Annotated in this window: 24 protein-coding genes and 3 pseudogenes; 15 read left to right on the top strand and 12 right to left on the bottom strand. The window is 61.2% G+C overall.

What is annotated here, in order from left to right; all coding sequences use genetic code 11:
* Positions 1 to 233 precede the first annotated feature (233 nt).
* From MTX19_RS20065 to MTX19_RS20040, 6 genes are all read right to left on the bottom strand, one after another.
* Entirely contained in the window at positions 234 to 911 is a 678-nt protein-coding gene (locus tag MTX19_RS20065; RefSeq protein WP_280978970.1) for an RraA family protein, read from the bottom strand.
* 30 nt (positions 912 to 941) lie between these two features.
* On the bottom strand, positions 942 to 1,922 hold the full coding sequence (locus MTX19_RS20060) for a C-terminal binding protein (RefSeq protein ID WP_280978969.1): 981 nt from the start codon (positions 1,920 to 1,922) through the stop codon (positions 942 to 944).
* Between the two features lie 80 nt (positions 1,923 to 2,002).
* On the bottom strand, positions 2,003 to 3,007 hold the full coding sequence (locus tag MTX19_RS20055; RefSeq protein ID WP_280978968.1) for a substrate-binding domain-containing protein: 1,005 nt from the start codon (positions 3,005 to 3,007) through the stop codon (positions 2,003 to 2,005).
* Between the two features lie 81 nt (positions 3,008 to 3,088).
* Positions 3,089 to 4,078, bottom strand: a complete 990-nt coding sequence (locus tag MTX19_RS20050; protein WP_280985428.1) for an ABC transporter permease — start codon at positions 4,076 to 4,078, stop codon at positions 3,089 to 3,091.
* Complete coding sequence (locus tag MTX19_RS20045) at positions 4,075 to 5,634, bottom strand: sugar ABC transporter ATP-binding protein (protein WP_280978967.1); 1,560 nt, start codon at positions 5,632 to 5,634, stop codon at positions 4,075 to 4,077. The genes MTX19_RS20050 and MTX19_RS20045 overlap by 4 nt, the downstream gene beginning before the upstream one ends.
* A complete protein-coding gene (locus MTX19_RS20040) occupies positions 5,631 to 6,350 on the bottom strand; it encodes a GntR family transcriptional regulator (RefSeq protein WP_280971619.1) in 720 nt (239 codons plus the stop codon). The genes MTX19_RS20045 and MTX19_RS20040 overlap by 4 nt, the downstream gene beginning before the upstream one ends.
* Before the next feature lie 182 nt (positions 6,351 to 6,532).
* Here MTX19_RS20040 and MTX19_RS20035 point away from each other — a divergent pair, with 182 nt between their 5' ends.
* The 7 genes and pseudogenes from MTX19_RS20035 (at position 6,533) to MTX19_RS20005 (ending at position 12,312) form a co-directional block, all read left to right on the top strand.
* Positions 6,533 to 7,405 carry an SMP-30/gluconolactonase/LRE family protein gene (locus MTX19_RS20035; RefSeq protein ID WP_280978966.1) on the top strand — a complete coding sequence of 291 codons (873 nt, stop codon included), beginning with the start codon at positions 6,533 to 6,535 and terminating at the stop codon, positions 7,403 to 7,405.
* Between the two features lie 97 nt (positions 7,406 to 7,502).
* The gene (locus MTX19_RS20030) at positions 7,503 to 8,519 is read left to right on the top strand and encodes a sugar ABC transporter substrate-binding protein (protein WP_280978965.1); all 1,017 of its coding nucleotides are present in this window, start codon (positions 7,503 to 7,505) and stop codon (positions 8,517 to 8,519) included.
* Positions 8,520 to 8,608: 89 nt separating this feature from the next.
* The gene (locus tag MTX19_RS20025; protein WP_280985427.1) at positions 8,609 to 10,105 is read left to right on the top strand and encodes a sugar ABC transporter ATP-binding protein; all 1,497 of its coding nucleotides are present in this window, start codon (positions 8,609 to 8,611) and stop codon (positions 10,103 to 10,105) included.
* Positions 10,105 to 11,109, top strand: coding sequence for an ABC transporter permease (locus MTX19_RS20020; RefSeq protein ID WP_280978963.1), 1,005 nt, complete (start codon positions 10,105 to 10,107; stop codon positions 11,107 to 11,109). The genes MTX19_RS20025 and MTX19_RS20020 overlap by 1 nt, the downstream gene beginning before the upstream one ends.
* Positions 11,106 to 11,600, top strand: coding sequence for a lactoylglutathione lyase family protein (locus MTX19_RS20015; protein ID WP_280978962.1), 495 nt, complete (start codon positions 11,106 to 11,108; stop codon positions 11,598 to 11,600). Before MTX19_RS20020 ends, MTX19_RS20015 begins: the two co-directional genes overlap by 4 nt.
* 75 nt (positions 11,601 to 11,675) lie before the next feature.
* Positions 11,676 to 11,958: pseudogene (locus MTX19_RS20010) on the top strand (daunorubicin C-13 ketoreductase); the annotation flags it as partial.
* 186 nt (positions 11,959 to 12,144) lie between these two features.
* On the top strand, positions 12,145 to 12,312 hold the full coding sequence (locus tag MTX19_RS20005) for an RNA polymerase sigma factor region1.1 domain-containing protein (protein ID WP_280978961.1): 168 nt from the start codon (positions 12,145 to 12,147) through the stop codon (positions 12,310 to 12,312).
* 242 nt (positions 12,313 to 12,554) lie between these two features.
* On the opposite strand, the gene dinB is transcribed toward MTX19_RS20005, so the two are convergent.
* Positions 12,555 to 13,574, bottom strand: coding sequence for a DNA polymerase IV (dinB, locus tag MTX19_RS20000; protein WP_280978960.1), 1,020 nt, complete (start codon positions 13,572 to 13,574; stop codon positions 12,555 to 12,557).
* 468 nt (positions 13,575 to 14,042) lie between these two features.
* On the opposite strand from dinB, the gene MTX19_RS19995 reads away from it, so the two are divergent.
* Both MTX19_RS19995 and MTX19_RS19990 read left to right on the top strand, forming a co-directional pair.
* Entirely contained in the window at positions 14,043 to 14,264 is a 222-nt protein-coding gene (locus MTX19_RS19995) for a hypothetical protein (protein ID WP_280971613.1), read from the top strand.
* 53 nt (positions 14,265 to 14,317) lie between these two features.
* Positions 14,318 to 14,698 (top strand): hypothetical protein, encoded by a 381-nt coding sequence (locus tag MTX19_RS19990; protein WP_280978959.1) that lies wholly within the window; start codon positions 14,318 to 14,320, stop codon positions 14,696 to 14,698.
* Here the strand turns inward: MTX19_RS19990 and MTX19_RS19985 are convergent.
* Together MTX19_RS19985 and MTX19_RS19980 are read right to left on the bottom strand one after the other, a co-directional pair.
* Entirely contained in the window at positions 14,673 to 14,867 is a 195-nt protein-coding gene (locus MTX19_RS19985) for a hypothetical protein (protein ID WP_280978958.1), read from the bottom strand. The two genes, MTX19_RS19990 and MTX19_RS19985, sit on opposite strands and share 26 nt — an antisense overlap.
* Before the next feature lie 388 nt (positions 14,868 to 15,255).
* Entirely contained in the window at positions 15,256 to 15,498 is a 243-nt protein-coding gene (locus MTX19_RS19980) for a hypothetical protein (protein WP_280978957.1), read from the bottom strand.
* 219 nt (positions 15,499 to 15,717) lie between these two features.
* On the opposite strand from MTX19_RS19980, the gene MTX19_RS19975 reads away from it, so the two are divergent.
* The 4 genes from MTX19_RS19975 (at position 15,718) to MTX19_RS19960 (ending at position 19,322) form a co-directional block, all read left to right on the top strand.
* Positions 15,718 to 16,170 (top strand): MarR family transcriptional regulator, encoded by a 453-nt coding sequence (locus tag MTX19_RS19975; RefSeq protein ID WP_280978956.1) that lies wholly within the window; start codon positions 15,718 to 15,720, stop codon positions 16,168 to 16,170.
* Between the two features lie 9 nt (positions 16,171 to 16,179).
* On the top strand, positions 16,180 to 17,445 hold the full coding sequence (locus tag MTX19_RS19970) for an HlyD family secretion protein (protein WP_280985426.1): 1,266 nt from the start codon (positions 16,180 to 16,182) through the stop codon (positions 17,443 to 17,445).
* Positions 17,445 to 18,977: a DHA2 family efflux MFS transporter permease subunit gene (locus tag MTX19_RS19965; RefSeq protein WP_280978954.1), complete on the top strand. Its 1,533-nt coding sequence runs from the start codon at positions 17,445 to 17,447 to the stop codon at positions 18,975 to 18,977. Before MTX19_RS19970 ends, MTX19_RS19965 begins: the two co-directional genes overlap by 1 nt.
* A gap of 144 nt (positions 18,978 to 19,121) precedes the next feature.
* Positions 19,122 to 19,322: a DUF2905 domain-containing protein gene (locus MTX19_RS19960; protein ID WP_280985425.1), complete on the top strand. Its 201-nt coding sequence runs from the start codon at positions 19,122 to 19,124 to the stop codon at positions 19,320 to 19,322.
* 69 nt (positions 19,323 to 19,391) lie between these two features.
* Here MTX19_RS19960 and MTX19_RS19955 read toward each other — a convergent pair.
* Positions 19,392 to 19,595 (bottom strand): annotated as a pseudogene (locus MTX19_RS19955) (methyltransferase); the annotation flags it as partial.
* Positions 19,596 to 19,715: 120 nt separating this feature from the next.
* On the opposite strand from MTX19_RS19955, the pseudogene MTX19_RS39295 reads away from it, so the two are divergent.
* Both MTX19_RS39295 and MTX19_RS19950 read left to right on the top strand, forming a co-directional pair.
* A pseudogene (locus MTX19_RS39295) lies at positions 19,716 to 20,027 on the top strand (SDR family NAD(P)-dependent oxidoreductase); the annotation flags it as partial.
* Positions 19,919 to 20,314 carry an SDR family oxidoreductase gene (locus MTX19_RS19950; RefSeq protein WP_348638315.1) on the top strand — a complete coding sequence of 132 codons (396 nt, stop codon included), beginning with the start codon at positions 19,919 to 19,921 and terminating at the stop codon, positions 20,312 to 20,314. The pseudogene MTX19_RS39295 and the gene MTX19_RS19950, both read left to right, overlap by 109 nt.
* Positions 20,315 to 21,123: 809 nt before the next feature.
* On the opposite strand, the gene MTX19_RS19945 is transcribed toward MTX19_RS19950, so the two are convergent.
* Positions 21,124 to 22,161 carry a Cj0069 family protein gene (locus MTX19_RS19945; protein ID WP_280985424.1) on the bottom strand — a complete coding sequence of 346 codons (1,038 nt, stop codon included), beginning with the start codon at positions 22,159 to 22,161 and terminating at the stop codon, positions 21,124 to 21,126.
* 87 nt (positions 22,162 to 22,248) lie between these two features.
* Complete coding sequence (locus MTX19_RS19940) at positions 22,249 to 22,971, bottom strand: sulfite exporter TauE/SafE family protein (RefSeq protein WP_280978952.1); 723 nt, start codon at positions 22,969 to 22,971, stop codon at positions 22,249 to 22,251.
* Positions 22,972 to 23,266: the final 295 nt, after the last annotated feature.

Raw genomic sequence — 23,266 nt, 5'->3', positions numbered from 1 at the left:
TGAGGCGCTTGCCGGAATCATCGCTATCCGGCCCTTGCCGCCGCATCTCTTGCAAAGCGCCGGGTAGATCCGTCTACCTGGTTGACCGCTTGCACCGGCGGGCGTCCTTTACCGTCGCAGCCGTCGCACTTGGTCTCCAGCCGATGTGGCTCTCTCTTCTTCATGCCTTGCCCGATCGGTTGGACGACGACGCGTGCGGCACGCCCGTAGACCTCCGGAGTTCGGACGGTACTCTAAATCCTGCCGAATTCCTCCAACAAATCCTCGACCGTCTTGCCCTGCTTGACCCATTGGCGGGTTTTTTCTTCTCGCTCAGCTTGCTCCCTTGCAAGCTTCAGCACCGGCGCAAGGCGCTCACGCGGTACAACCGTGATGCCGATCTCGTCCGCCACGACCATATCGCCGGGATTGACCGGAACCCCGCCACAAACGATCGGCACATTCAAGGACAGATCCTCCTTGCGGCCTGAGAACATCGTATGCGTGCCACGGGCGGTCACGGCCCGGGTAAAGATCGGCCAGCCGATATCGCGCAGCTCATCGATGTCACGGCCCGCACCATCGACGATCATGCCAGCGATGCCTCGATTCTTGGCAAGGCCTCCCATGAGACCGCCGACCACGGATGTTTCGGTATCCGCGTTGGCATCAACGACGATCACATCGCCGCGCTTGCCGATCTCAAGTGCCTTCAATGGATCCTGCAGGTCGCCGGGCGCGAGCTTAACGGTGAGGGCAGGGCCGACGAGCTTGCAGGCGAAGATCGGTTTGATTGAGGAGTGCATCACCCCGGCGCGGCCTTGAACGTCTGCGAATACGCAGGATGCGCTCAAGCATCGGGCCACATCGACATATTCAGCGATAATGTTATCATCGGGTCGGGGCATCTCTCGGATTTCATAAAAGCTCATGGCTGAGTCTCCTTCGCGAACAGAATTGCGTTAGAGGACGACCGGATTTGGCGGCCTCTGTCCAAGCAGGACGGCCCGCGCATTCTCGGCGGCGACCCGGCGGCATTCGGCAAGCGACTCGTCGGAAACGTACGCGACGTGCGGGGTGACAATGCAGTTATCCAGCCGAAGCAGCGCGTTGTTCTCGGGCCTCCAATGCTCGAGCTTGGCCGGCTCTTCCTCGAGATCGTCGAGAGCGGCGCTGGCGAGCTGGCCCGGTGCAAGCGCGTCGAAGAGCGCCCGGTTGTCGACGATCTTGCCCCGCGTGCAGTTCACCAAGACGGCATCGGGGCGCATGCGGGCGAGGGCCGCGTGATCGATGAGGTGATGCGTTTCCGGCGTATAGGGGCACAAGACCTGCACAATCTGCGCATCAGCGAGCAACTGATCCAGCTCCACCTTGCGCACGCCGAAACTGCGCATATAGCTGTCCGACACGTAGGGATCGTAGGCGATCACCGAAAAGCCGAACGGCGCGAGCTTATGAACCATGTTCTGTGCGATCCGGCCGAAGCCAATCAGACCGCAAATCATGCCGCGAAGGCGGCGGATGGCACCGCCGCCCGCGCTCCAGTGCCAACGTCCATTGCGCGTAGCCGCCGCGTATTGGGGTAGCCGACGAAGCAGAGTGAACCCGAGCGCAATGGCGTGATCGGAAACCTCATCGAGACAATAATCGGGGACGTTGGTCACGATGATGCCGCGCTCGCGTGCAGCCTCGAGATCGACGATGTCGACGCCGATCCCATAACGACAGATCGCCCTGCAGCGAGTCAGGCGTGCAATGGTTTCGCGCGAGATCTTGGCATATTGCTGCAGGATCGCGTCGGCATCAGCCGCTTGCTCGGCGAGACCTTCGCCGGTGCGGCACTGCAAGCCTATGACTTCGGCGCCGATCGGCCCGAGCACGGCCTGCTCGATCGAAAGATCGGGATAGTCGTAGTCACTGACGTAGACCTTGAATTTGGCCATGCGATCTCCATCGCGAGTTGCACAGCGTGGGACAGACCTGAGGCGCCAGCCGGGCTAACTGCGCCGCGCCTCCGGGCGCATCAGCTATGCTTGAAGAGCTTCACGTTCTCGCGTGTGATCCGCATGATGCCGGTCTGGATCTTTTCGGGCAGCGGATCGATGCCGGCCGCCTTCCAGTCCGGAAGCACCTTCATGTCATTGGCATTGAGCCAATAGAGGAGGTGCGTGGCGATATAGGCCTCGGCATAGCTCTTCTGCGCAACCGATCCCCAGATCGTGCCATCCTCGATGAACGGGAGCATATCGTCATTGCGGTCCATCGCGACGATCTTGACTTTCCCGGTCCGGCCGGCGTCGCGAACCGCAATGGCGGCACCCTTGCCACTGTCGCCGTCGGTGCCGCCGATCCCGACCACGTCGGGATGGGCCTGCAACGCCTGCGCATAAGCGGTCGGCGCATAGGATGGATCGGCCTTGTCGTTCACCACGTCGGTGACGGTGATCTCGGGATATTTTTCCTTGAACATCGCTTTGTAACCTTCGACGCGATCAAGCACGTTCGGTGCCGGGAAGGTGCCGAGCAGCACCTTGCCCTTACCGCCGATGGCCTGCGCGAGCATCTCGCCGCCGGCACGTCCTGCGTCAAAGCCGTTGATGCCCAATGTGCAGAAGCGTTTGCTGTTGGGCACGTCGCCGATGATGGTGGCGACGGGAATGCCGGCTTCCACCGCACGGTCGATGCCGGGCGCCAAGGTGGCGGCATCTCCCGGGAAGAGAAGGATTCCGGCGGGCTTGCGGGCCACGATCTCATCAAGTTGCCGCGCCTGGCCGGCAGTATCGAAATCGAGCGGACCGGTGAATGTGGTGCTGACGCCGAGCTGTTTGCCGGCATCGGCAAGGCCGTGTTTGTGGTCCACCCAGAAAGGCACCTGCGTGACGATTGAAAGAAAGACGTACTCGCCCTTGGCTTCCGCAGCGTTCGCCGGGCGCACATCATTCAAACTCAGGACGCCGGCGCCGGCTGCCCCGGCAAGCATTCCCGCCATGTTGAACAGATGCCGTCTTGTCATGTCCATTTCGGTCATTTTGTCCTCCCTGATTTGTTGTTTATGAGCGTCTCCAATCCTGCCCTGCCGTGCACATCTTCGCGGCACAAGGAATGCGACCTAACGCGAACGACCGCGCACGAGCATGTCGAGCGCGACCGCGATCGTGAGCACCAAACCCGTGACAACCATCTGCCAATAGATCGACACCGCGAGCATGGTCATCGCGTTATTGATGAGCGCAACGAAGATCACGCCGAGAAAGGCGCCGAGCACCGTGCCTTCGCCCCCGCGCAGACTGGCGCCGCCGATAACCGCGGCAGCAAGCACCTGGAGCTCAAGCGCATTACCGGCCGTGGGCGTGCCGGCCATCAGGCGCGATGCGAGCAGCATGCCTGCCAGCGTGGCGAGCAGGCTCGAGGCCACGTAGGCCGAGATACGCACGCGGTCGACCGGAATGCCGGACAGTCGGGCCGCCGTTTCATTGGCGCCGACGAAATAGAGTTGTCGCAGCGCGCGCGTGTGGCGGAGCGCAAGATCGGCCACCAGAACGATCAGGCCCATGATCACGACCGTCAGCGGGACACCGGCGATGTCCGTGCCGCCGACAAAGCCGAAGGACGAAGGCAAACCGCTGACGGAAAAGCCGTCAGTCAGGACCAGGGCGATGCCGCGAGCGGCCGAGAGCGTACCGAGTGTTGCGACAAGCGGGTTAACGCCAACCCGGGTCACCAGAATCCCGTTGGTCGCGCCGACCGCTGCGCCGACCAACATGGTCGCCGCCAACGCGAGCGCGATCGGCAGGCCCTTGACCACAAGCAGCGCCAGCACCGTGCCCGTCAATGCCATGACCGAACCGACCGATAGGTCGAATCCGCCGGACACGAGCAAGAGGGTCATGCCTACTGCGATGATTGCGGTCGGCGCGAGTCCGATTGCCATTGCACGGAAGTTGGCGGCTGTCAGGAAGTACGGACTTGCGAATGACATCGCCGCGACGACGGCTGCGATCAAAACGACGAGCGTAATTTCCCGGGCCTCGACGATTCGTCTAAGCCTGAAGGCTTCATTTCCGTGCGGCCAGTGGATGGAATGCTGAAGGGCCTTCATGACACTCTTTCCGATGCTTGCGGCGCTGGCGCGATCCCCGATGCCAGGGCCATCACGCGCTCCTGGCTTGCCTCTAAGCGCGGAAGCTCGCCGGCGATGGCACCGTTGCGCATGACCAGCACGCGATCCGACAGACCGAGAAGCTCGGGCAAATCCGAAGAAATAACGAGGATTGCGGCGCCTTCCGATGCAAGCCGGCGCAACTCGGCGTGGATTTCGGCCTTGGCTGCCACGTCCACACCCTTGGTAGGCTCGTCGACAATCAGGATGCGCGGTTCGGTGACGAGCCACTTTCCAAGCAACGTCTTCTGCTGGTTGCCGCCGCTCAGATGACGCATCGCCTGATCGAGGCTCGCCGTGCGGATACGCAGCCGGTGCACGGTCGTGCGGGCCAGTGCGTCTCTTCGCCTGCGATCGAGGAGGCCAAAGCGCGATACGCCCGACAGGGATGCAGCGACGATGTTGTCGGCCAGCGATTTGTCGAGAAAGAGACCCTCGCTCTTCCGGTCGCCGGGTAGATAGGCGATTCCGTGCCGGATCGCTGCGCCCACGCTGTCGAGAGAGACGGGATGGCCGTCGATCAGAATGCGCCCGGCGTCGATCAGGCGCGCGCCGACCAGCGCCTTGCCGAGTTCGCTCCGTCCCGCGCCCATCAGTCCGGCAAGGCCAACGATCTCACCTTGACGCAGCGCCAATCCGACGTCGTGGAAATGCCCGGGAGCCGACAAGCGTTCCGCGCGCAGCAGCTCGGCGCCGGTGGTGGCCGCGCCGGAGACAGCAGCATCACCTGCGATTTCGTGGCCTACCATGTGACGGACGATCTCGTCCGCCGTGACTGCATCGGCAAGCCATGTCCCAATTTTGTGCCCGTCGCGCATGACGGTAATGCGATCGGCAATCGCCAGGATCTCGCTCATCTGATGGCTGATGTAGATGATCGCGATGCCGCGATCCCGCAGCCGGCGTAGAAGATCGAACAATGTGTGCACCTCGCGTGCCGTCAGTGACGACGTCGGCTCGTCGAGCAGCAGCAAGCGCGCCCGCAACGACAATGCCTTGGCGATTTCGACGAGCTGCCGTGTTGGCGTGTCGAGCGAAGCGACGGATCGGTTGACATCGACGTCTACGCCAAGTTCGGAGAGCAGTTGATGGGCACGTTCGTAAAGCCTGCTCCAGCGAATGATTCCACCCGGCAAGGTCGGCGGGTGATTGGCGTAGATGTTCTCGGCAATGCTGACCGCGGGAACGACGCTCAGCTCCTGAAACACCGTGGCGATCCCGAGATCCTGTGCCTGGCGAGGCGAAGCAAGATGGATCGGCGCGCCATCAATGCGGATTTCGCCTGCATCAGGCGCAAACACGCCGGAGAGCATGTTCATGACCGTCGTTTTGCCGGCGCCGTTCTCGCCCACGATGGCATGGATCTCGCCAGGCCAGACGTCGAGCGAGAGATTGATGACGGCGGGAATGCCGTTGAACGCCTTGCTGAGGCCGCGCAATTCCAGCCGTGCTGCGTGGTCGTCAGGAGAGAGATGGCTGGCCTCGGCGGGTGTCATGGAGTCGAGCCAAGCTTTGCGAGCGGCGGCGGGCCGCGCGAGGCGGAATCGGCCGCGGCGATGTCTTCGATGTTGCGCGTGTAGGCGGATCGTGTGCGTTCGATGTGGCGATCGAGAATCACCATCACGTCGTCCTCCTGCTCACGCCTGATTGCGTCGAGGATCTGCTTGTGTTCCTCGTAGGAAAGACGCGTGTGATCGGGGCGCGTCGCAAGATGGGTGCGCAGCGCGGCGACCTTCGGCACGATGCGATGATACGCATCGGCAAAGTAGCGGTTGCCGCAATTGGCGAAGAACTCTTCGTGGAAGGCGCTGTCGAGCCGAAGATAGGCGCGTTCGTCACCGCTGACGCGCGTCTCGTCCATCTGCCTGCAAACCTTGGCCAAGCCATCAACGAGTCGAGCCCGGTTGCGCGCGATCGCAAGATGGAGCGCGGCCGCTTCGAGGGTCTGCCGCAGTTCGCAGATCTCGATCACCTCCACCGCGCTCAATGTGAAAACGAACGTACCCGACTGCGGAACGATGGTGACGAGCCCCTCCATCCGCAGATGTGCCAGCGCCTCGCGGACTGGCGTCTTGCTGATCCCGAACGAGGCGGCGAGCTGGCTCTCGGACACGGCCGAACCGAGCGGCAGCGTGCCCTCGATGATGGCCGTGCGGATTTGCTGCAGAGCAATCGCTGCAAGGGAGGCGGGCCGTTCAATGACGGAAACCATGTGCGGAGACACCTCTGGCTTTGGCGCAATGGCTGGCGGTGAGCCGCTCAGAATCGTTGTTCATCTGAAAAACGATATTGCAGACCCAAGGTATCAGATCTAAGATATCAGTCAAGCACAGGGGCAGTGGTTGCAAATTGGCTGTGCAACTTCCTCAGTTCGGCCCCGTGGAGCGAAGTCCGATGAGTGAAGTGCGTCTCGTCGTAGACTGCCGAAATGTGCTCGGCGAGGGGCTGACGTGGGACCCGAGCGAGCGGCGTCTCTACTGGGTCGATATCGAGTCGTGCGAAATCTGGAGCCTCGATCCGGCTACGGGGCAAACTTCGTCGCAGAAGGCGTCAGAGCGGGTCGCTTGTCTCGCACCACGCCCGCGCGGCGGCTTGATCGTTGCGTTCGCCTCGGGCTTGGCGCTGTACGATCCTGCAACTCGAGAGCGCAAGAATCTGGCTGCGTTCGAGCCTGACAATCCGAACACGCGACTCAACGACGGCCGCACCGACCGCCAAGGGCGATTGGTTGCGGGTGGATTCGACGAGATGGAAGGGAAGTTCGTATCGAGCGTTGTTCGAATAGATCAGGACTATCGCGTTACAACGCTCTTAAGACGCATTGCGTGCGCGAACGGCATCTGCTTCAGCGCAGACGGCCGGACGATGTATTTCGCGGACTCGCCGGCGCGGACCATCTGGGCCTACGACTACGATGATCGAACGGGCGCCGTCAGCAATCGACGCGTGCTCAACCGTTTTGAAGACCAGCCGGGGCTACCGGACGGCTCCTGTATCGACGCCGAGGGCTTCATCTGGAACGCACAATGGAATGGGCGTCGCGTGGTGCGGTTCGCGCCAGACGGACGGATCGACCGCATTGTGCCTGTCCCAGTGCTTAACCCGACTTGCGTGACCTTCGGAGGCGAGGACCTAGACACGCTCTATATCACCACAGCGCGCTATCTGATGACACCTGAACAGATTGCGGCGGAGCCGCAATCTGGTGCGCTCTTTGCCATCAAGCCCGGCGTAAGGGGTGTCCCCGACAAACCGTTTCTTGGCTGATGCGCCGGATCCGAGCTTCCACACCAAAAACGATCGAACTCATAAGTGGAGCAAACACCAAAACGGGAGGATGTGAATGGCTCGAGGAAGCAAATTATTGGCGACCATCGCCGCCATGTTAGCGCTGGGGACAACGAGTGGTGCGCCAGCGGATGAATATCCCGCGCCGAAACCACTGAAGCCGGAAGCGCAAGCTCCGATCAAGGACTTCAAAGGTTCGAAGGGCGCGCGGATCGCCTACATGCCGCCGGCAACCGAGTTCAACTACTACATCGCGATCGGCGAGGGCATCAAGGACGTGGCGGCCGAGCACGGGATCCAAACCTTCATGCTGGCGCCACAGAGCGGGGCCGACATCAATGGCCAGATGGGCATGATCCAGGACGTCATCAATCAGGGCGTCGCCGCGATCATCCTGTCCACGCATGACGAGCATGCCGCCGCGCCATTGGTCAAGCGTGCGGTGGGGCAGGGCATCGCGGTCGTGATTGTCAATTCCGACATCGCGGATTTCCCGACCCCCATCCACGCGGTGGTCGGCTACTCGCAGCGAAATGGGACGCACGAGGAGGGCGAGTACGCGCTCAAGCTCGTCGGCGACAAGCCGATGATGGTCGGTATTCTTGAAGGCCAGCCCGGCTATCATTCGACGGAGCGCGTCGGGGGATTTCTCGATGCCATCAAGGGCTCCAAGCTGAAAGTTGTGGCAAGCCTCGATGGCAAGTGGAACGTCGAAGGCGGCAATGCCGCCGCAATGGACATGTTGCAGGCGCATCCGGACATTCAGATGATCTTTGCCGCCAATGACTATGAGATCCTTGGTGCCGCGCAGGCCGCAAAGGCGCTGGGTCGGAAGAACCTTCTGTTGTTTGGTAATGACGGCGATACGGGAGCCGGGCTCGAGCCGATCGCCGCGGGCACCGTGACCGCGACGGTGGATACGACCCCCTACGTGATGGGTCAGATCGCTTTACAAGTCACAGCGGATGTGCTCGACAACAAATATCGCGGCGGCTGGGTCGAGACGCCCACGCGTATTGTGGATAAGAGCAACGTACTCGACGTGCTGCGGCATCCCGAGGTGCTCTATCCCAAGCCTTCGAAGAAGTACTAAGCTGAACCCGGATCGCGCGTCTCCTTGACCGCGGTCCGGTGATGGGCCGCCGAACCAACACAGACAAACGCGCCGGGAGGTCCATGATCATGCCGGAATCCATGGCTTGGGAGCTGCGCCGCATCCGAAAAACGTTTGGGCCTGCCGTGGCCAATGACGACGTGTCGCTTCTGCTGCGCGCGGGCGAAATCCACGGCTTGGTGGGCGAGAACGGCTCGGGAAAATCCACGCTGATCAAGACGCTCAGCGGTGCACACCAACCGGATTCCGGTGAGGTGCGGTGTGCCGGCGAGCCGGTTCAGTTGGATAGTCCGCTTGCGGCGCGAGCGCTCGGCGTCGCCACCGTGTTCCAGGAATTCTCTCTCGTGCCGGATTTGACAGTTGCCGAAAACATCCTGCTTGGGCGCTGGCCGGGACGGGCTTACCGCCTGGACTGGCGTTCGATGCGGGAGACCGCGAAGACGGTGCTCGATGGGCTCGGAATCGCGATTGCAACCGATGCATTGGTGCGCGAACTTTCGAAGGCGCATCAGCAGATGATCGAAATCGCCAAGGCGATGGCCGCGCGCGCCAACCTGTTCGTGCTGGATGAGCCGACCACGGCACTTGGCGCGTCCGAGGCCGGTCATCTCCATGACCTGTTGCGGCGGATGCGGGAGGCTGGCGCCGCGGTTCTCTATGTCTCCCACCGACTCGACGAGGTGGTGCGTTTGGCTGACGTCGTCACCGTGATGCGCAATGGCCGTATCGTCAGCCCAGCCGATGCGACGCCGCTCGATGTCGCGGCGATCATCAAGCTGATGATCGGGGAGGAGGTTCGCGAGCACTATGGCAAAGTGTCTGCAAATGCCGGCGAGCCGCTCCTTGAGGTGGTGGATATTTCGACGGAGCGCGGCGTGCGCGGCGTGAGTTTCACACTTCGCCGTGGCGAAGTGCTGGGGCTCGGCGGCATGCTGGGGGCCGGCCGGAGCGAGATCGCGGAGGCGCTGTTCGGCGTCGATCGGCTAACATCCGGCGAGATCCGCCGCAATGGGCGATCGCTGCAGCTGCGCTCCCCTGCTGACGCGGTTGCCGCGGGAATCGCGCTGCTGGCCGAGGACCGCAAGGCCGACGGCCTGTTCTTCAACCTGACCGGCGCTCAGAACATGACCACCGCCACACTTGGGGCTTATGGCCGCGCTTTGTGGTTCGATCTGGAGCAGGAGCAACGGACGAGCCGGGCCTTGATCGAGCGATTAAGGATCGCACCTCAGGCGGAATATGAGCTGCCCGACCGCCTCTCGGGCGGCAATCAGCAAAAGCTGCTGCTTGGGCGCTGGCTTGGTGCTGGAGCGGACGTGTTCATTCTCGACGAACCGACGCAGGGGATCGACGTTGGAGCCAAGGTCGCGATCTACCATTTGATCAATGAACTGGTCCGCGCCGGAAAAGGCGTGATCCTGATCAGCTCCGACGACAAGGAACTATTCTCGATATCCGACCGGATCGCGATCGTACAGCGTGGACGCATCGCTCGCTTTGCAGAAGCTTCCGAGTTGCGCAAGGCGGATCTGCTGGAGACCACTGCAGGAGGGATGAACGGCTGATGCGGCGTTATTTGAACCATCCGCTGACCGGCCCCGCTGTCGCGACACTCATCGTCGCACTGATTGTGCTGTCCACGACGGACCGCTTCCTCACAGCCGGTAATCTCAGCAATCTTGCCCTGCAGGTCAGCATTGTTGCAATCGTCGCGATTGGTTCTACCCTCGTGATCTTTGTCGGGGGAATCGATCTCAGCCCGGGCTCGATGATTGCGCTGCTCACCATGCTGCTGGGCAGCATGCTCAAATTCTGGGGCGTGGAGTTTTGGGTTGCCGTCGTGTTGACGCTCATAATCGGTGCTGTTCTCGGCGGTATCAATGGATTCGTCACCGCATACTTGCGAATTCCTGCCTTTATCACGACTCTTGCCGGGCTCAGTGCCTATCGCGGCCTCGCTTTCATGTTCAACAACGGTTCACCGATCTTTGACGCTTCGGACCGCCTGGAGCCGTTGTTCTACGGCCATGTGCTCGGCATGCCGCTGCCGCTCGTTTATGTCGTTCTCTCGTTCACTGCTGCCCATTGGCTGATGCGTCACATGCGGCTCGGACGCGAGATCTATGCTGTCGGCGGAAATGCGAATGCCGCCTATCTTTCGGGCCTCAAGGTTCGCCGCACGCAGCTGCTCGCTTTCGCTATCGCGGGCTTCATGGCCGCGGTCGGGGCCGTCCTGATGGCCGCACGCCTGAACTCCGGTTCGCCCAACTACGGCACGGGGCTTGAGTTGCAAGCCATTGCCGCCGCAGTGATTGGCGGTGCCAGCCTCGCAGGCGGCCGCGGCGATGTCGTAGCGACGCTGTTTGGCGCTTTGACAATTACGATCGTTCAGAACGGCCTCAATCTCAACGCCATCCAGACCTCGACGCAGAATGTGGTGATCGGCGTGATCATCGTCCTTGCCGTCGGCATTGACATGTGGCGCGACGAGATCGGCCGCCTGCAGTTTCTCGCAAGGTTGCGCTGGCCGGCTCGCCGCGCCCCGAGCAAGGAGGAGGAATATCCATGACCTATCCGCGGGCTTTCAATCATATCGGTCTTTCGGTGCCCGATGTCGACGCGGCATTCAAATGGTACACGGAGGTGCTCGGACTTTATCCGATCATGAAGCCGACGACGATCACCAAAGACGACAGCGCAATCGGACAAATGTGCACGGATGTCTTCGGCCCTGACTGGACGAGTTTTCGCATCTGCCATCTCGCGACGGTCGACAAGATCGGCATCGAGTTGTTTGCCTTCCCGAGCAATGTCAAGCCTGACAATAACCTCGAATACTGGAAGACCGGTATCTTCCATTTCTGCATCACCGATCCGGATGTGGAAGGCTTGGCCAGCAAGATCGTTGTGAACGGTGGCAAGCAACGCATGCCGGTCCGGCACTATTATCCCGGAGAGAAGCCCTATCGCATGGTGTACTGTGAGGATCCCTGGGGCAACATCGTTGAGATCTATTCGCATTCTTATGAACTGACTTATTCCGCTGGCGCTTACCAGTAGGGCCGACGGAGCGGGACCGGGAATATCCGGCCATGCTCTGATGTTCGAGAGAGATGCGGTTTTGGCGCAACCGGACTCGCGAGGCGCTGGCCGAACGTCTTGAGCAATGCGGTCGATCCCGGTTGGGCGCGCACGAAGATGGGTGGTCCAGGAGCTCCGGTTGACCTCGACACCGGCCAACGCACGCAGAGCTGGCTGGCTGGCCGTCAGCGACGAGCCGGCCGCCTTGGTCAGCGGCCGCTATTGGCATCATCTCCGGCAGGAGCAGCCGGCCAGTGAAGCCAGCGATGCCACATTCCAGGACCAACTCATTGCCGAATTGGCCGAGCTGACCGGGGTTGCGATTTCCGAGGCTTGAACATCGTTTGTCCGAGATGGGCCAAATGCGATCTGGCCGGGGAGGGCAACTCCGGGCGCAAACCGGACATTCGGCGGGACCTGCACGTCTCAGAAGGGCCACAACCGGAAATTGACTTTCCAGCCACCTTCTGGGAGGAAACCGATTCTCTCCTCATATAGTGGAGACCGCTAAAGGGAGAGTGACATGAACGTGCCGGAGCTCATTCGACGAGCCATTGAAATTGGTGAACGGAACGGCAAGATTACCTTTGATGAATTGAACCAGCTATGTGGCAGTGAACTAGACCCCGAAGATATTGAACGCATCTTAAACGCTCTAAGCGAAGCAGGAATTTGGCTTGAGGCAGAGTGAAACAGAGTGGCCCTTGGTGCAGCGATGTAGTCTGCAATGGGTCAAACTGCGACCTGCATTTTACCTCCGCTGCTGGGGCCGGACCTGACGTTAATCGGTGGCGAGTGGGGTTGGCGCAGGTTCGCTGGACTCCGAATTGCATAAGACAAGGAAGGCGACCACTCGTATCTCTGGTGGACTCGTTATTGGCTTAAACCGACTCGTTTCTGCTCTTAGGGCCGTGGCGCCGTGCTCGTCACTGTCTAGGACGCCGCGCGCCGGCTCCGCCGGTGCCGCGGCATATCAGACCAAACAACCGCGAGGTCTGCGCGGGTCGCGACAGCCGAAGAAACGGATCGGCTGCGCGTGATGATTTCGAAGTCGGCGAACTTCACCTTGAGCGTAACCGTTCGCCCCCGACTCCTCACCGTCTCGCAGTGTCGCCAGACCTTGTCGATCAGGGGCTGAAGCTCTGCGACCATCGCGTCGAATTCTGTCAGGTCGCTGAAGAACGTGTTCTCGGCACCGACGGACTTGCGCACGCGGTTGGCCCGTACGGGGCGTTCGTCGATACCGCGCGAAATCCAGTAGTAGGTCCCGGACTTGCCCAAGTTCTCCTGCAGGAAGGCGAGGGACTGGTTGCGGATGTCGAGGCCGGTCCAGATCCCGAACGCGTTGAACTTGGCGGCGGCTGTCGGCCCGATGCCGCGAAACTTCCCGACCGGCAGCTTCTCGACGAAGTTCGGCCCCATCTCCGGCGCGATGACGTACTGACCGTTGGGTTTGCGGTGATCGGAGGCGAGTTTCGCCAGGAACTTGTTGTAGGAGATACCCGCAGGGGCGTTCAGGCCTGTCTCGGCCTTGATCTTCTCACGGATCCGCGATGTGACGTCTCTGGCCAGCGGGATGCCTTGCAAATTTTCGGTTACGTCAAGGTAGGCCTCGTCGAGCGACAGCGGCTCGATGATCACCGTGTGCTCGGCAAAGATTTCGCTGATCTGCAGGCTGATCGCCTTGTAAACCTCGAAGCGCGGCTTGACGAAGATTAGGCACTGGCTCCGCGGTGACCGACGGCATCGCAGAGCGGACGCCGAACTTCCGCGCTTCATAGCTCGCGGCCGCCACGACGCCTCGCTCGGCCGAACCGCTACCGCGACCGGCTTCCCGCGGAAGTTGGGATTGTCGCGCTGCTCGACCGACGCGTAGAAGGCGTCCATGTCGATGTGAATGATCTTGCGGTGCGACGCCCGCGCGAGGTCCGTTTCCTGTTCGGAAGAGAGCATGACCGGATACTACAAGAGCGTGAAGCCACTCGAGACTATTTTGGCCGAGACGAGTAGGGCCGCCAAGTCGTTGGATCCGCTGGCGGAAAGGGGGGCCTGTCAACCCTGCTGAAACGATTGATTTATCTGAGATAAAACCTTGAAAAGCTACGGTGGAGGCCACGGAGGACGCGTTCGAACAGCTCGCTGAACTGCGCGATGAGGCGAATGCCGCGCTTGCCGAAGGTATCAGTTCGACAACGCGAGCTTTCCAGTGAGGCTGTCCTCGCTGCGGCGCTTAGGTACCGCGCTCCATTTCACATATCCATCAGGGAAATTTGTCCCGAATGCTCCAACGGACTGATTGCGAGGCCGCGGTCGGTCCGCGGGCGCCGTCTTCCGCTCGCACGTTCTTCTCTTGAAAGTTGGTGAGGTCAGTTGGATACTGGATCGAGGTCCTTGGCTACCAGCTATCCGAGGAGAATGATCATGGCGATTCAGATCGTGATGGACCGCGCCGGCGACAGGCGGCACCGTTTCAGTCCGGATGATGCAGAAGAACTGGCGAAAGCGGAGCAGAGGTTTTACGAGCTTACCAATGCCGGCTTCACCGCAGCGGTTCGGACAGGTCCCGGTCAGACCTCGCACCTCCGATCATTTGACCCTACTGCGGAAGAAACCCTATTCTTCCCCAGGCTCGTCGGCGGTTAATCGGCCCGGCCATGTTCGGCTTTCGATCGTCGCCGCCAAGCAGCCGCTCCCGCATGAGAGCGGTGAGAGCCCTCTTCATCATCCACGGCGCCGAGCGCACACCGGAGGGGCGCTCGCTGCTGCTCTTGCTGAACTGGCTGTCACCGGCGCAGCGGGAGCAGTTCACCCAAATGGGCTACTTCGACGTCCTGGGAAGCGATAGCGGAAAGCGGTACAGGATCCATGCCGGGGCCTCGGTGAACGTATGCGAGATCGACCAAAGAGGCCGTCTGCAAGAAGGGTTGTGTTTCATGCCGATCGGCGCTCTGCCGATCGGAGACGTCATGCTCGCCCAAAAGGTCGCGCTGGAAACTTGCGAGGGCGCGGTGCGCTGCATAGCCAGAAGGTTCACTCCGAACCGCTTCCATTTCAGGCAAACCCGGCCTCTCGGGTGACGACCCGGACCGTGTCGTTGCTGCCGCTCAGCCGCTTTATGCCGACTTGCGCTGCTCCGGCTTCTTCGCCGACGCTTCCGTAGCTGGTGTGCAGCAGCAGTATCTCCTTCTGGTCGGTGGCCGCCTTCTTGTGAGTTCGGTTCTTTTCTATATCGTCCGACGACGGCACCGCCGTCGCAGTATGGGCAGATCGCGCGCTGCCTCCTCAGCAGTTGTACCTATGGTGCTCGTAGCAACTGGTGCTTGTGGCAGCGCCAGAGACAGAAGATGGCGACACTGCTGCTGCGAGCGTTAAGCGTGTGTTGCCATTTGCTACATGAAGCGCGAACCTATTGGTGATCCGCGCAGTAGTGAATTGCTGCGTACCGTGGAACCCAACCGTAGCTTTTCGGATGATCGCCGGAGAGTGCAACGAAATCAACGTCGTGCAGAGGAGGGGATGTCCGTCGACGAAGTAAAAGCGCCAGCGCCCCGTTCACTCGCGCCTGCTCGCGGAGGATGTTCGGGAAGTCCGAATCCGATACCCAGTCATGAGCAGTTGGGAGCTCCGAATATCGCTACGGAGTGGCTTCAACAAACGGTTTTGGAATGGGCAATAGCGGAGTGCGATAAATTTCTCCATTTACAACGTTGAGCACGCGCACATAGCAATGCTTGCCCTCTAAACCCGACCTCGCGAGCCGCAATTCCTCGGCAAGTGCGTCAGCGCGGTCCCGCGCTCCTTCTGTGTTTCCAGGATCATTCCTTCCCTGGCTCTCCGGATGATCCTCAACTAGGAGATCGAAGTAGAACCAGGGCATCGCTCGTCCTTTTAATGACGTCCCAACGCCGAGCTGGCCTGCAGGTTCCTAAAGCCATGGCGCCTCTGTTCGATGCCATGCGATAGGACAAGCCAGACTTGCCCGCACCGGGCGATGGAATCTTAAGCTTGCTTACCATCTCCTCGGTGTGACTTGGCAGCCGAAGGAACGATCTCAAGGCCTTCGAAGCCCCGACCTGACGCCAGCGTCCGGAGGCATATGTCGACCGATCTCGACCACGATCTACTGATCCAGCTCTATGATGTGGCGCGGCACATGCGCACCTACGCTGATCAGCTCGCGCGCCAGATGGGCATGACCCGAGCGCAGATGATCATCCTAGCTCGTCTCGAGCGCCAGCCGGACATCTCTCAAAATGAGCTCGCGGCTGCTGCGGAGGTTGCCCCGATGACGATCGGGCGTCTGATCGACCGTCTTGAGGAAGTGGGCCTCGTCAAGCGTTGCGGTGATCCTGGCGACCGCCGCGCCTGGCGCCTGCGATTGACGCCGGCGGTTATCCCGATCCTGCGCGAGATCGAGCGGGCGCGGGCTAAGCTGCACCTCGAAATTACCCAAGGCATCGAGCCCGCCGTGCTCGGCGCGATGTCGCAAGGTTTGAGGCAAATGAAGGGAAACCTGAGCGGACGTCGGCTTATGAAGGCCTCCGCATAAGGAGCTTGCATGCCAAAATTAGTTGAGCGTCCTTCGCAAGGCGGTGATGACCGCATGGCGGAGACGCAGCCGAATAGTGATGAGAGAGGGATGGATGGCGCGGTTGCCCGGAGCCCGAATCGAAGCGAGCCTGCGCGCCCCGAAGGGAAGCCCGCAACCGAGCGGCCGGAACGGCAGTCGGCGGCCGCTGACCGCCCAGCCTCGCGCAGTGCGCGTCGCCGGCTGTTGACGCGTTGGGGGCTTTTTGCAGTTTTGCCCGTCATCTTGCTCGCCGGCGCCTACTGGTATGTGACCGGCGGCGAGGTGATGTCGACCGACGACGCTTACGTTAACGCCGACAAGGTCGGTCTCTCGACCGACGTCTCCGGCATTGTGCAGAAGGTCGACGTTAGCGAAAACCAGCACGTCAATGCCGGACAGGTGCTCTATCAGCTCGATCCCCGGCAGTTCCAGATCGCTCTCGACAGCGCCAAGGCCAATCTTGCGCAAACCAGCCTGACGATCGAGTCGATGAAAAAGGATTATGGCCGGATGCAGAGCGACATCAACGCCGAGCAGGCGCAGGTTGATCTCGATCAGGTAAATTATAACCGCTACGCCGCGCTAGTGAAGACGGATGCAGTCACGAAGGCCAACTATGACCAGGCCCGTTTCACGTTGCAATCCGATCAGAGCAAGCTGTCGTCTCTCAAGGGCCAGGCGGAGGTGCAACTCGCAAAACTCGGCGGCAATGCTGACATCGCGGTCACCGATCATCCAGAATACCGGCAGGCCAAGGCGCAGGTAGATGAAACCCAACGCGAGCTGGACCACACCGTGGTGAAGGCTCCTTTCGCGGGAATCGTGACCGATGTGCCCGCGATTGCACCAGGAAAGTACCTGCAGGCCTCCACCACGGCATTCTATCTCGTCGCCACCGATCATGTTTGGGTCGATGCGAATCCAAAGGAAACCGAACTCACCTATGTGCGGCCTGGCCAGCCGGCGACGGTGACGGTCGACACCTATCCGGACAGGACGTGGCACGGCACGGTTGCGAGCATCAGCCCGGCGGCGGCCCAGGAGTTCCAGCTTCTGCCGGCGCAGAACACCAGCGGCAACTGGGTCAAGGTCGTGCAGCGCGTTCCCATGCGTGTGCGCGTTGACACCAGCGGCAGCCAGCAACCACCACTGCGGGCGGGCATGAGTGTGGAAGTCGCTGTTGACACCGGCCACGAGCGCGGCCTGCCGCACTTCCTCGCGTCCTTGTTTGGCGAGACGAATAGGAGCTCCTGATGGCAGATCCGCGCGCGGCCGTTGCCAATCGCGGGGCAATTACGCTCTGCGTCAGCATTGCCACGCTGATGCAGGCGCTCGACACCACGATCGCCAATGTCGCACTTCCGCACATCCAGGGCAGCGTCGCCGCAAGTCCGGATCAGATCGCGTGGGTGTTGACCTCCTACATCACGGCGGCTGCCATCATGACGCCTCCCACGGGGTACCTTGCCGGCCGCTTCGGGCTGAAGAGGCTGTTCCTGGTTGCGGTGGCTGGATTCACCATCGCTTCGATGCTCTGCGGTGTCGCTCAATCACTCACCCAGATCGTTCTGTTTCGTATCCTGCAAGGCGCGTTCGGCGCCGCCCTCGTCCCGTTGTCGCAGTCCGTGCTGATCAACATCTATCCCAGCGAACGCCAGGGGTCCGCAATGGCACTGTTCGGGCTCGGAGTGATGGCCGGGCCCATTCTGGGTCCAGTGATCGGCGGCTGGCTCACCGACAGTTACAGCTGGCGCTACGTGTTCTATATCAACCTGCCGATCGGCATTCTGTGTTTTCTTGGTCTGTCGGTATTTCTGCCTGATGCGCGACATCATTCCAACGCAAAGCTGGATTGGTTCGGTTTCGCCGCGCTGAGCGTCGCTGTCGGTGCGTTGCAGATCATGCTTGACCGCGGCGAGCAGAAGGATTGGTTCAGCTCCGGAGAAATCTGGATCGAGGCGATCGTAGCCGCCTCGGCGTTCTATCTTTTCCTCGTCCACACCTTCACCGCTGACAAACCCTTCGTCAGGCCCGCACTGTTCCGCGACCGCAATTTTGCCGCGGGTTCGCTCTTCATCGCGATCGTCGGTCTCACGTATTACGCCTCTCTGGCACTACAGCCGCCGTACCTGCAGGATCTGATGAATTACCCGGTCGTCACCTCGGGCCTGGTGATGGGGCCGCGAGGCATCGGCACCATGGCTGCCATGTTGGTCGTCGGAAGACTAACCGGAAGAATCGACACACGGTTACTACTGTTCATCGGGCTGGCGCTGACGGCTTATGCTTTCTACGTCATGAGCGGCTGGACGCCGGACGTCTCTGAGGGCGAGATCATCTGGGTTGGGGTGATCCAGGGAGCCGGTCTCGGCTTTCTTTTCCCGCCGCTCAGCGCGGTGGCATTGGCGACGCTGCCGCCGGACTGGCGTACCGAAGGCGCGGGCATCTACAATCTCGCGCGGAACATCGGCTCGAGCGTCGGCATCTCCATTGTAAATGCTCTGCTCGTCACCAACACGCAGGCCAATCACGCCGACATTTCAACCCACGTCACGGCGGTCAACCGCGCGTTTCAGAATCCGGCCGTTGCGCAGTTTTTGAGCCCATTCACCGCTGCCGGACGAGCTGCCCTCGATTCCGTTATTACCACGCAGGCGCAGATCATCGCCTATATCGACGATTACAAGCTCCTGATGATCGCAACGCTTATGGTGCTTCCACTGCTCATCGTGTTCCGCAAGCCACCTCCCAGGCAAAGCGGCGGCGAGACCGTGCTTGCTGACTGAGGATACAAGCCGTCCGAAAAGCGCTTGTGCAGCGTGAGGCCGTTAAATTCCTGTTAGACGGGAACGTCGATGACGAGGTGGCGTTTCGGGGGATAGCCGCGATTGAATCCGGGGGGCGAAAGCGAACCGTAGAGATAACGTAAGATGTCGCGCACGCTTATTGTCGTCGGAATTGTCCTGATGGTCGCCGGAATCTGCTGGCCATTAATCGGCAGACTGGGCCTGGGGCAGCTGCCAGGCGATATTCTGATCCAACGGCAGAAGTTTTCGTTCTACTTTCCGCTCACGACATCGCTCATCATCAGTATCCTGCTGAGCATGGTCTTTTGGCTGATCAATCGATAGGTGATGTCCTTGGCCGGATCGCACGATCTCGATATGACCGGCAAGAGGATCTATGCCGATCACGTGGCCGTTCGGTCCGACGAGGCCGGCGACGAATTCCGCGAGCCGTCCGGTGCCGGTTCCGATATCGAGAACATGCTCGCCTGATCCGGTGGCGAGCGGCCCGATCAGGCACTTGCCGTGGCGGAACTGAACCAGGCCGGCTTCATCATAGGAGCGGGCGAGCCCCGGCGTGTCGTGTTCGAGACTGATCGCGCCGTCGGATTGCGGCATGTCGATGGGTCCATTGCTCTTACGGCGTTGCGCCGACGTTCAGCGCGGCTTGCATCGAACTCTACGCCGGTCTTGGTGAAATGAATTTGCGTCGCCCGGCCGCCGAACAACTCGTTCGGAATGGCCATAAGGCGATCGCAATCCGGTGCGACGTCGTCGACGAGGCCACCGTGGCCGCAGCGGCCGACCGGATCGTTGCCGAGTTCGGGCAGCTGGACGCTGCAAAACAACGCCGGGGTGCACTCGCCGGCGACCGAGGCCGCGGACGTATCGGGCGAGGAATTCAACCGCGTGACCGTGATCAATTTCCGAGGCATCTGGACGTGCATGAAGCTCGAACCCCGCCACATGCGCGAGCAGGGCAGTTGCGCGATCGTCAATTGCTCGTCCATCGGGGGTCTCATCGGACTTCCCGGCAGATCCGCCTATCATGCGGCCAAGCATGGCGTGTTCGGCCTGACCAAGAGCTCCGCACTCGATACGCCTCCCGAGGAATCCGGATCAACGCAGTGTGTCCGGGCACGATCGATACTCCCATGGTTTCGGAAATGCTCCCCAAGGAACCAGAAGCGATGAAGGAGATCCTGCGGGATCAGCCCATCGGGAGGCTCGATCGGCCGGAGGAAATCGCTTCCGCGGTGCCTTGGCTCTGCAGTCCCGGCGCCAGCTTCGTGATGGGACACGCGCTCGCTGTGGATGGAGGTTTCACCGCTCACTGATCGCCAGCGATACTCGGCTACGGGCGGCCCAAGCGGCCGCGCGGCTCGGCACTCCGATCGTTGTGGTCAATCTGGAGCGGGACACGCGCGGACGAGCTGCTGACCGACCCTGACGGACCAAGACCATCGTGGCGCTGGTCAGTTTCTGGAATAGGACGGCCGCCGAGGCGAACGTGACCTTGCCTGCGCAGCATCGATCACGACCGAACCAGAGCCAGGCCGCGTAGCCGGGAGGGGCCGTAGCGACTAGGGCAGGGGCTCACTACTGCGCACGCCACGGCCTCCCACCCGCAGTGGTGCCATCCGGCACGGACACCCTATGTGCGATCCCATGCAAATCTAGAAATCTGCGGAAGTCGTCGCCGCTGAATTGAATGCCGCAATCGGTCTCAATCTCTCTAGGAACAACACCGACATCACGGGCGGTGAGCTCCGTCCGTGATCAAAGCTGCCACCTGGCACACTATTGGGTCCGCTTCACGCGCAACCCGATCTACGTCGCTATGTTCCTGGCTCTGATCGGTTTGGCCGTCGCGTTTGACAGCCTCTGGCTGTTCATTACGCTCGCGCTCGTCACCCGGCACGGCGGTAGCCCGCGAGGAAGCCCATCTCGAGCGCAAGTTCGGTGATGTCTAACGCGCTTATCGCTCGCGTATTCGACGCTGGGTATAGCGAACTCCGATGGGAGCGCATCCAGGGTTCGAGCCCCTCGCTGAGAGCGGTCATGTGAACCGAACACGCAACATCGACGCAATGACAGCCGTTGGCGGCTACTGTGAAAACTCGAGATCGACGCAGAATTTCTCGCCTCAGAGCTTCGACTGCAGTCTATCGGCAACTCGGCGAGCGATCTCTGCCGGTGCCTCATCGGGGATCGGGAAGACTGAACTGACGTTGATCTCGCCGAGCACGTAACTGTCGGTTCCGTCGGAACGGGTGGGACCGAGCATGAAGTCCGCGTCCCAGATCATTGGGAGATCGCTGCTCGGGATATCCAGCAAGGAGGTCAGCTGCGGCGTCCACTCATCTTCCATCAACCGGCGCAGGCCCTGGAAGCGCGGGTCGGCCTTGTTGGTATAGAGCCGCGGTCCAGCTTCGGCGCGCGCGGTCGGTTGGTCAACCAGGGCCTTGACCTTATGGTAGCCGAAGCCGGCGCAGCGATCGCCCGCCATATAACAGCGCACCACCCCTTCGCTCAGGCGCGGCTGGAACGGTTGATCGATCACAGAGCCGTCTTCGAAATACTCGATGCACCGCTCGAGAAACTCGTCCAGAGCGACGTCCTCCGATGCGTCGCTGGTGGCATCAAGCACGCGAACCATCGGCCGGGCGGGTGGACTTGCCAGGGCCTCGACCTTCCAGACGCCCTGACCGCCGTTGCCGCGGTTGCGCTTAATCACGCGCGGGCCAGCCGCCAGCCGCAAGGGCAATTCCACCCTCATCTGCTCGAGCGTTCGATAGAGGGCCGTGTCGCAGCCCCAGCTCATCATACGGGTGCGATGGAGTACCTCTTTGGTGCCCATTTTTAGGATGACATCGGGATGGGCGCTCACCCAGACGCCGCGCGCCGCGACGTCGCGCAGCAGCGCGTCGAGATTGGCGCGGTTGCGCCCCTCGTGAATCGGGTTAACCCAGACGAGCACGCCATCGAACGTGGCGAGCTGTGTGCGAACGGCGTCGAGGACATCGTCCTCATAGATTACGGGTTCCGCATCAACGCCGACATCGGCGAGCGCCGCGAACACGGCGCTGAACCGACTGGTCCCTGGCGAGGCACTGCGGCGCGCCGCTTCATCCCCGCGCCAAAGGATAGCGATGCGGCCGAGGCGAGCTGTGGGTTCAAACATGGAAGACGGCTCCTGATTCATTGATCCATATGGTTGTGTGCAGGTATGCACAGAAGGACCGGGCGGATCCGACGTAACGCTAGACGGTCAGGAGCGCGCCCGAAGCCAGAAGCAGCACCTGTACAGTCTGCGGAATGCAGTTTCGTTGAGACGGCCGAACAATTTGAGACCAAGCCAAGTGCCGGCGAACAGAGCGGGCAATCCGATCAGAAAAAGCTTGATCGTCTCCGCGCCCAACGCGCCTTTGGCGCCCATCCAAAGCGCACTCACCAGGAAGGTTGCCACCGCAACGGGCTGAAACACCGCCCGCTGCACATCCTTGGGCCAGCCGCGCAGTTCGCACCAGATCGTGACGAGGATGCAGGCGAGCCCCGTGATGCCGCCCAGTGCGCCGTTCAGGAATCCGACAACGGCATCGACTACGACGTCTGGTGAGTTCAGGGGGCCGACTGCTGGACGAAACAGTGCATAGAGGCTGTGGAGAACGAGAAATACACCGACACCCGCGCGCACGTGGCCAGGATCGCCCCAGGTCGATATCGTTACGCCAACCGGTACGCCGAGCGCCGCGCCAAATATGAACGGCCAGAGCCATCCCCAGTCTAGCGCACCATGCAGTTTCCATACTGAGTAGCCCTGCACGATCAGGCCAAAGGCGATGATCAAGCTGGCGGTCTGCAGGGGAGTAAGGATGTAGAGCCAGATCGAGGCGGCGACCAGGCCGAATGCGACCCCGGAAAGACCGGCAACAAGCACACCGGCGAAAGTCGCAACAATGAAAAGCGGAAGTTCAAAAGACATCCCATTCATGTGTTCGCTCCAAAACTAAGCGAACAGCTCTTGCATGGGATGACCCACTTGACGGGGAGACTGCTACGCCCCCAGCGGCACACTAGTACGAACGCCGAAAAAGCTCAATTGACGTTTCACGTGCGCGGTGAGCGACTTTTGTCCCTGGAAGGGGAACTGCTTGGTCTGCCTCCATAGCACCAAAGCCAAGCCTCTTGTGCGTGAGCACCAGTCGGACAATGTTGACGAACGTCCTGCGCGGCAACTCGTACACGACGGTTTCAGACATCGCTCTTCTTCCCGTTCATGAATTCAA

Source organism: Bradyrhizobium sp. ISRA464 (genome assembly GCF_029910095.1).
Lineage (GTDB): Bacteria > Pseudomonadota > Alphaproteobacteria > Rhizobiales > Xanthobacteraceae > Bradyrhizobium.
Note: the sequence above shows the minus strand (reverse complement) of the source record. Positions and strands in the feature narration are given on the sequence as shown.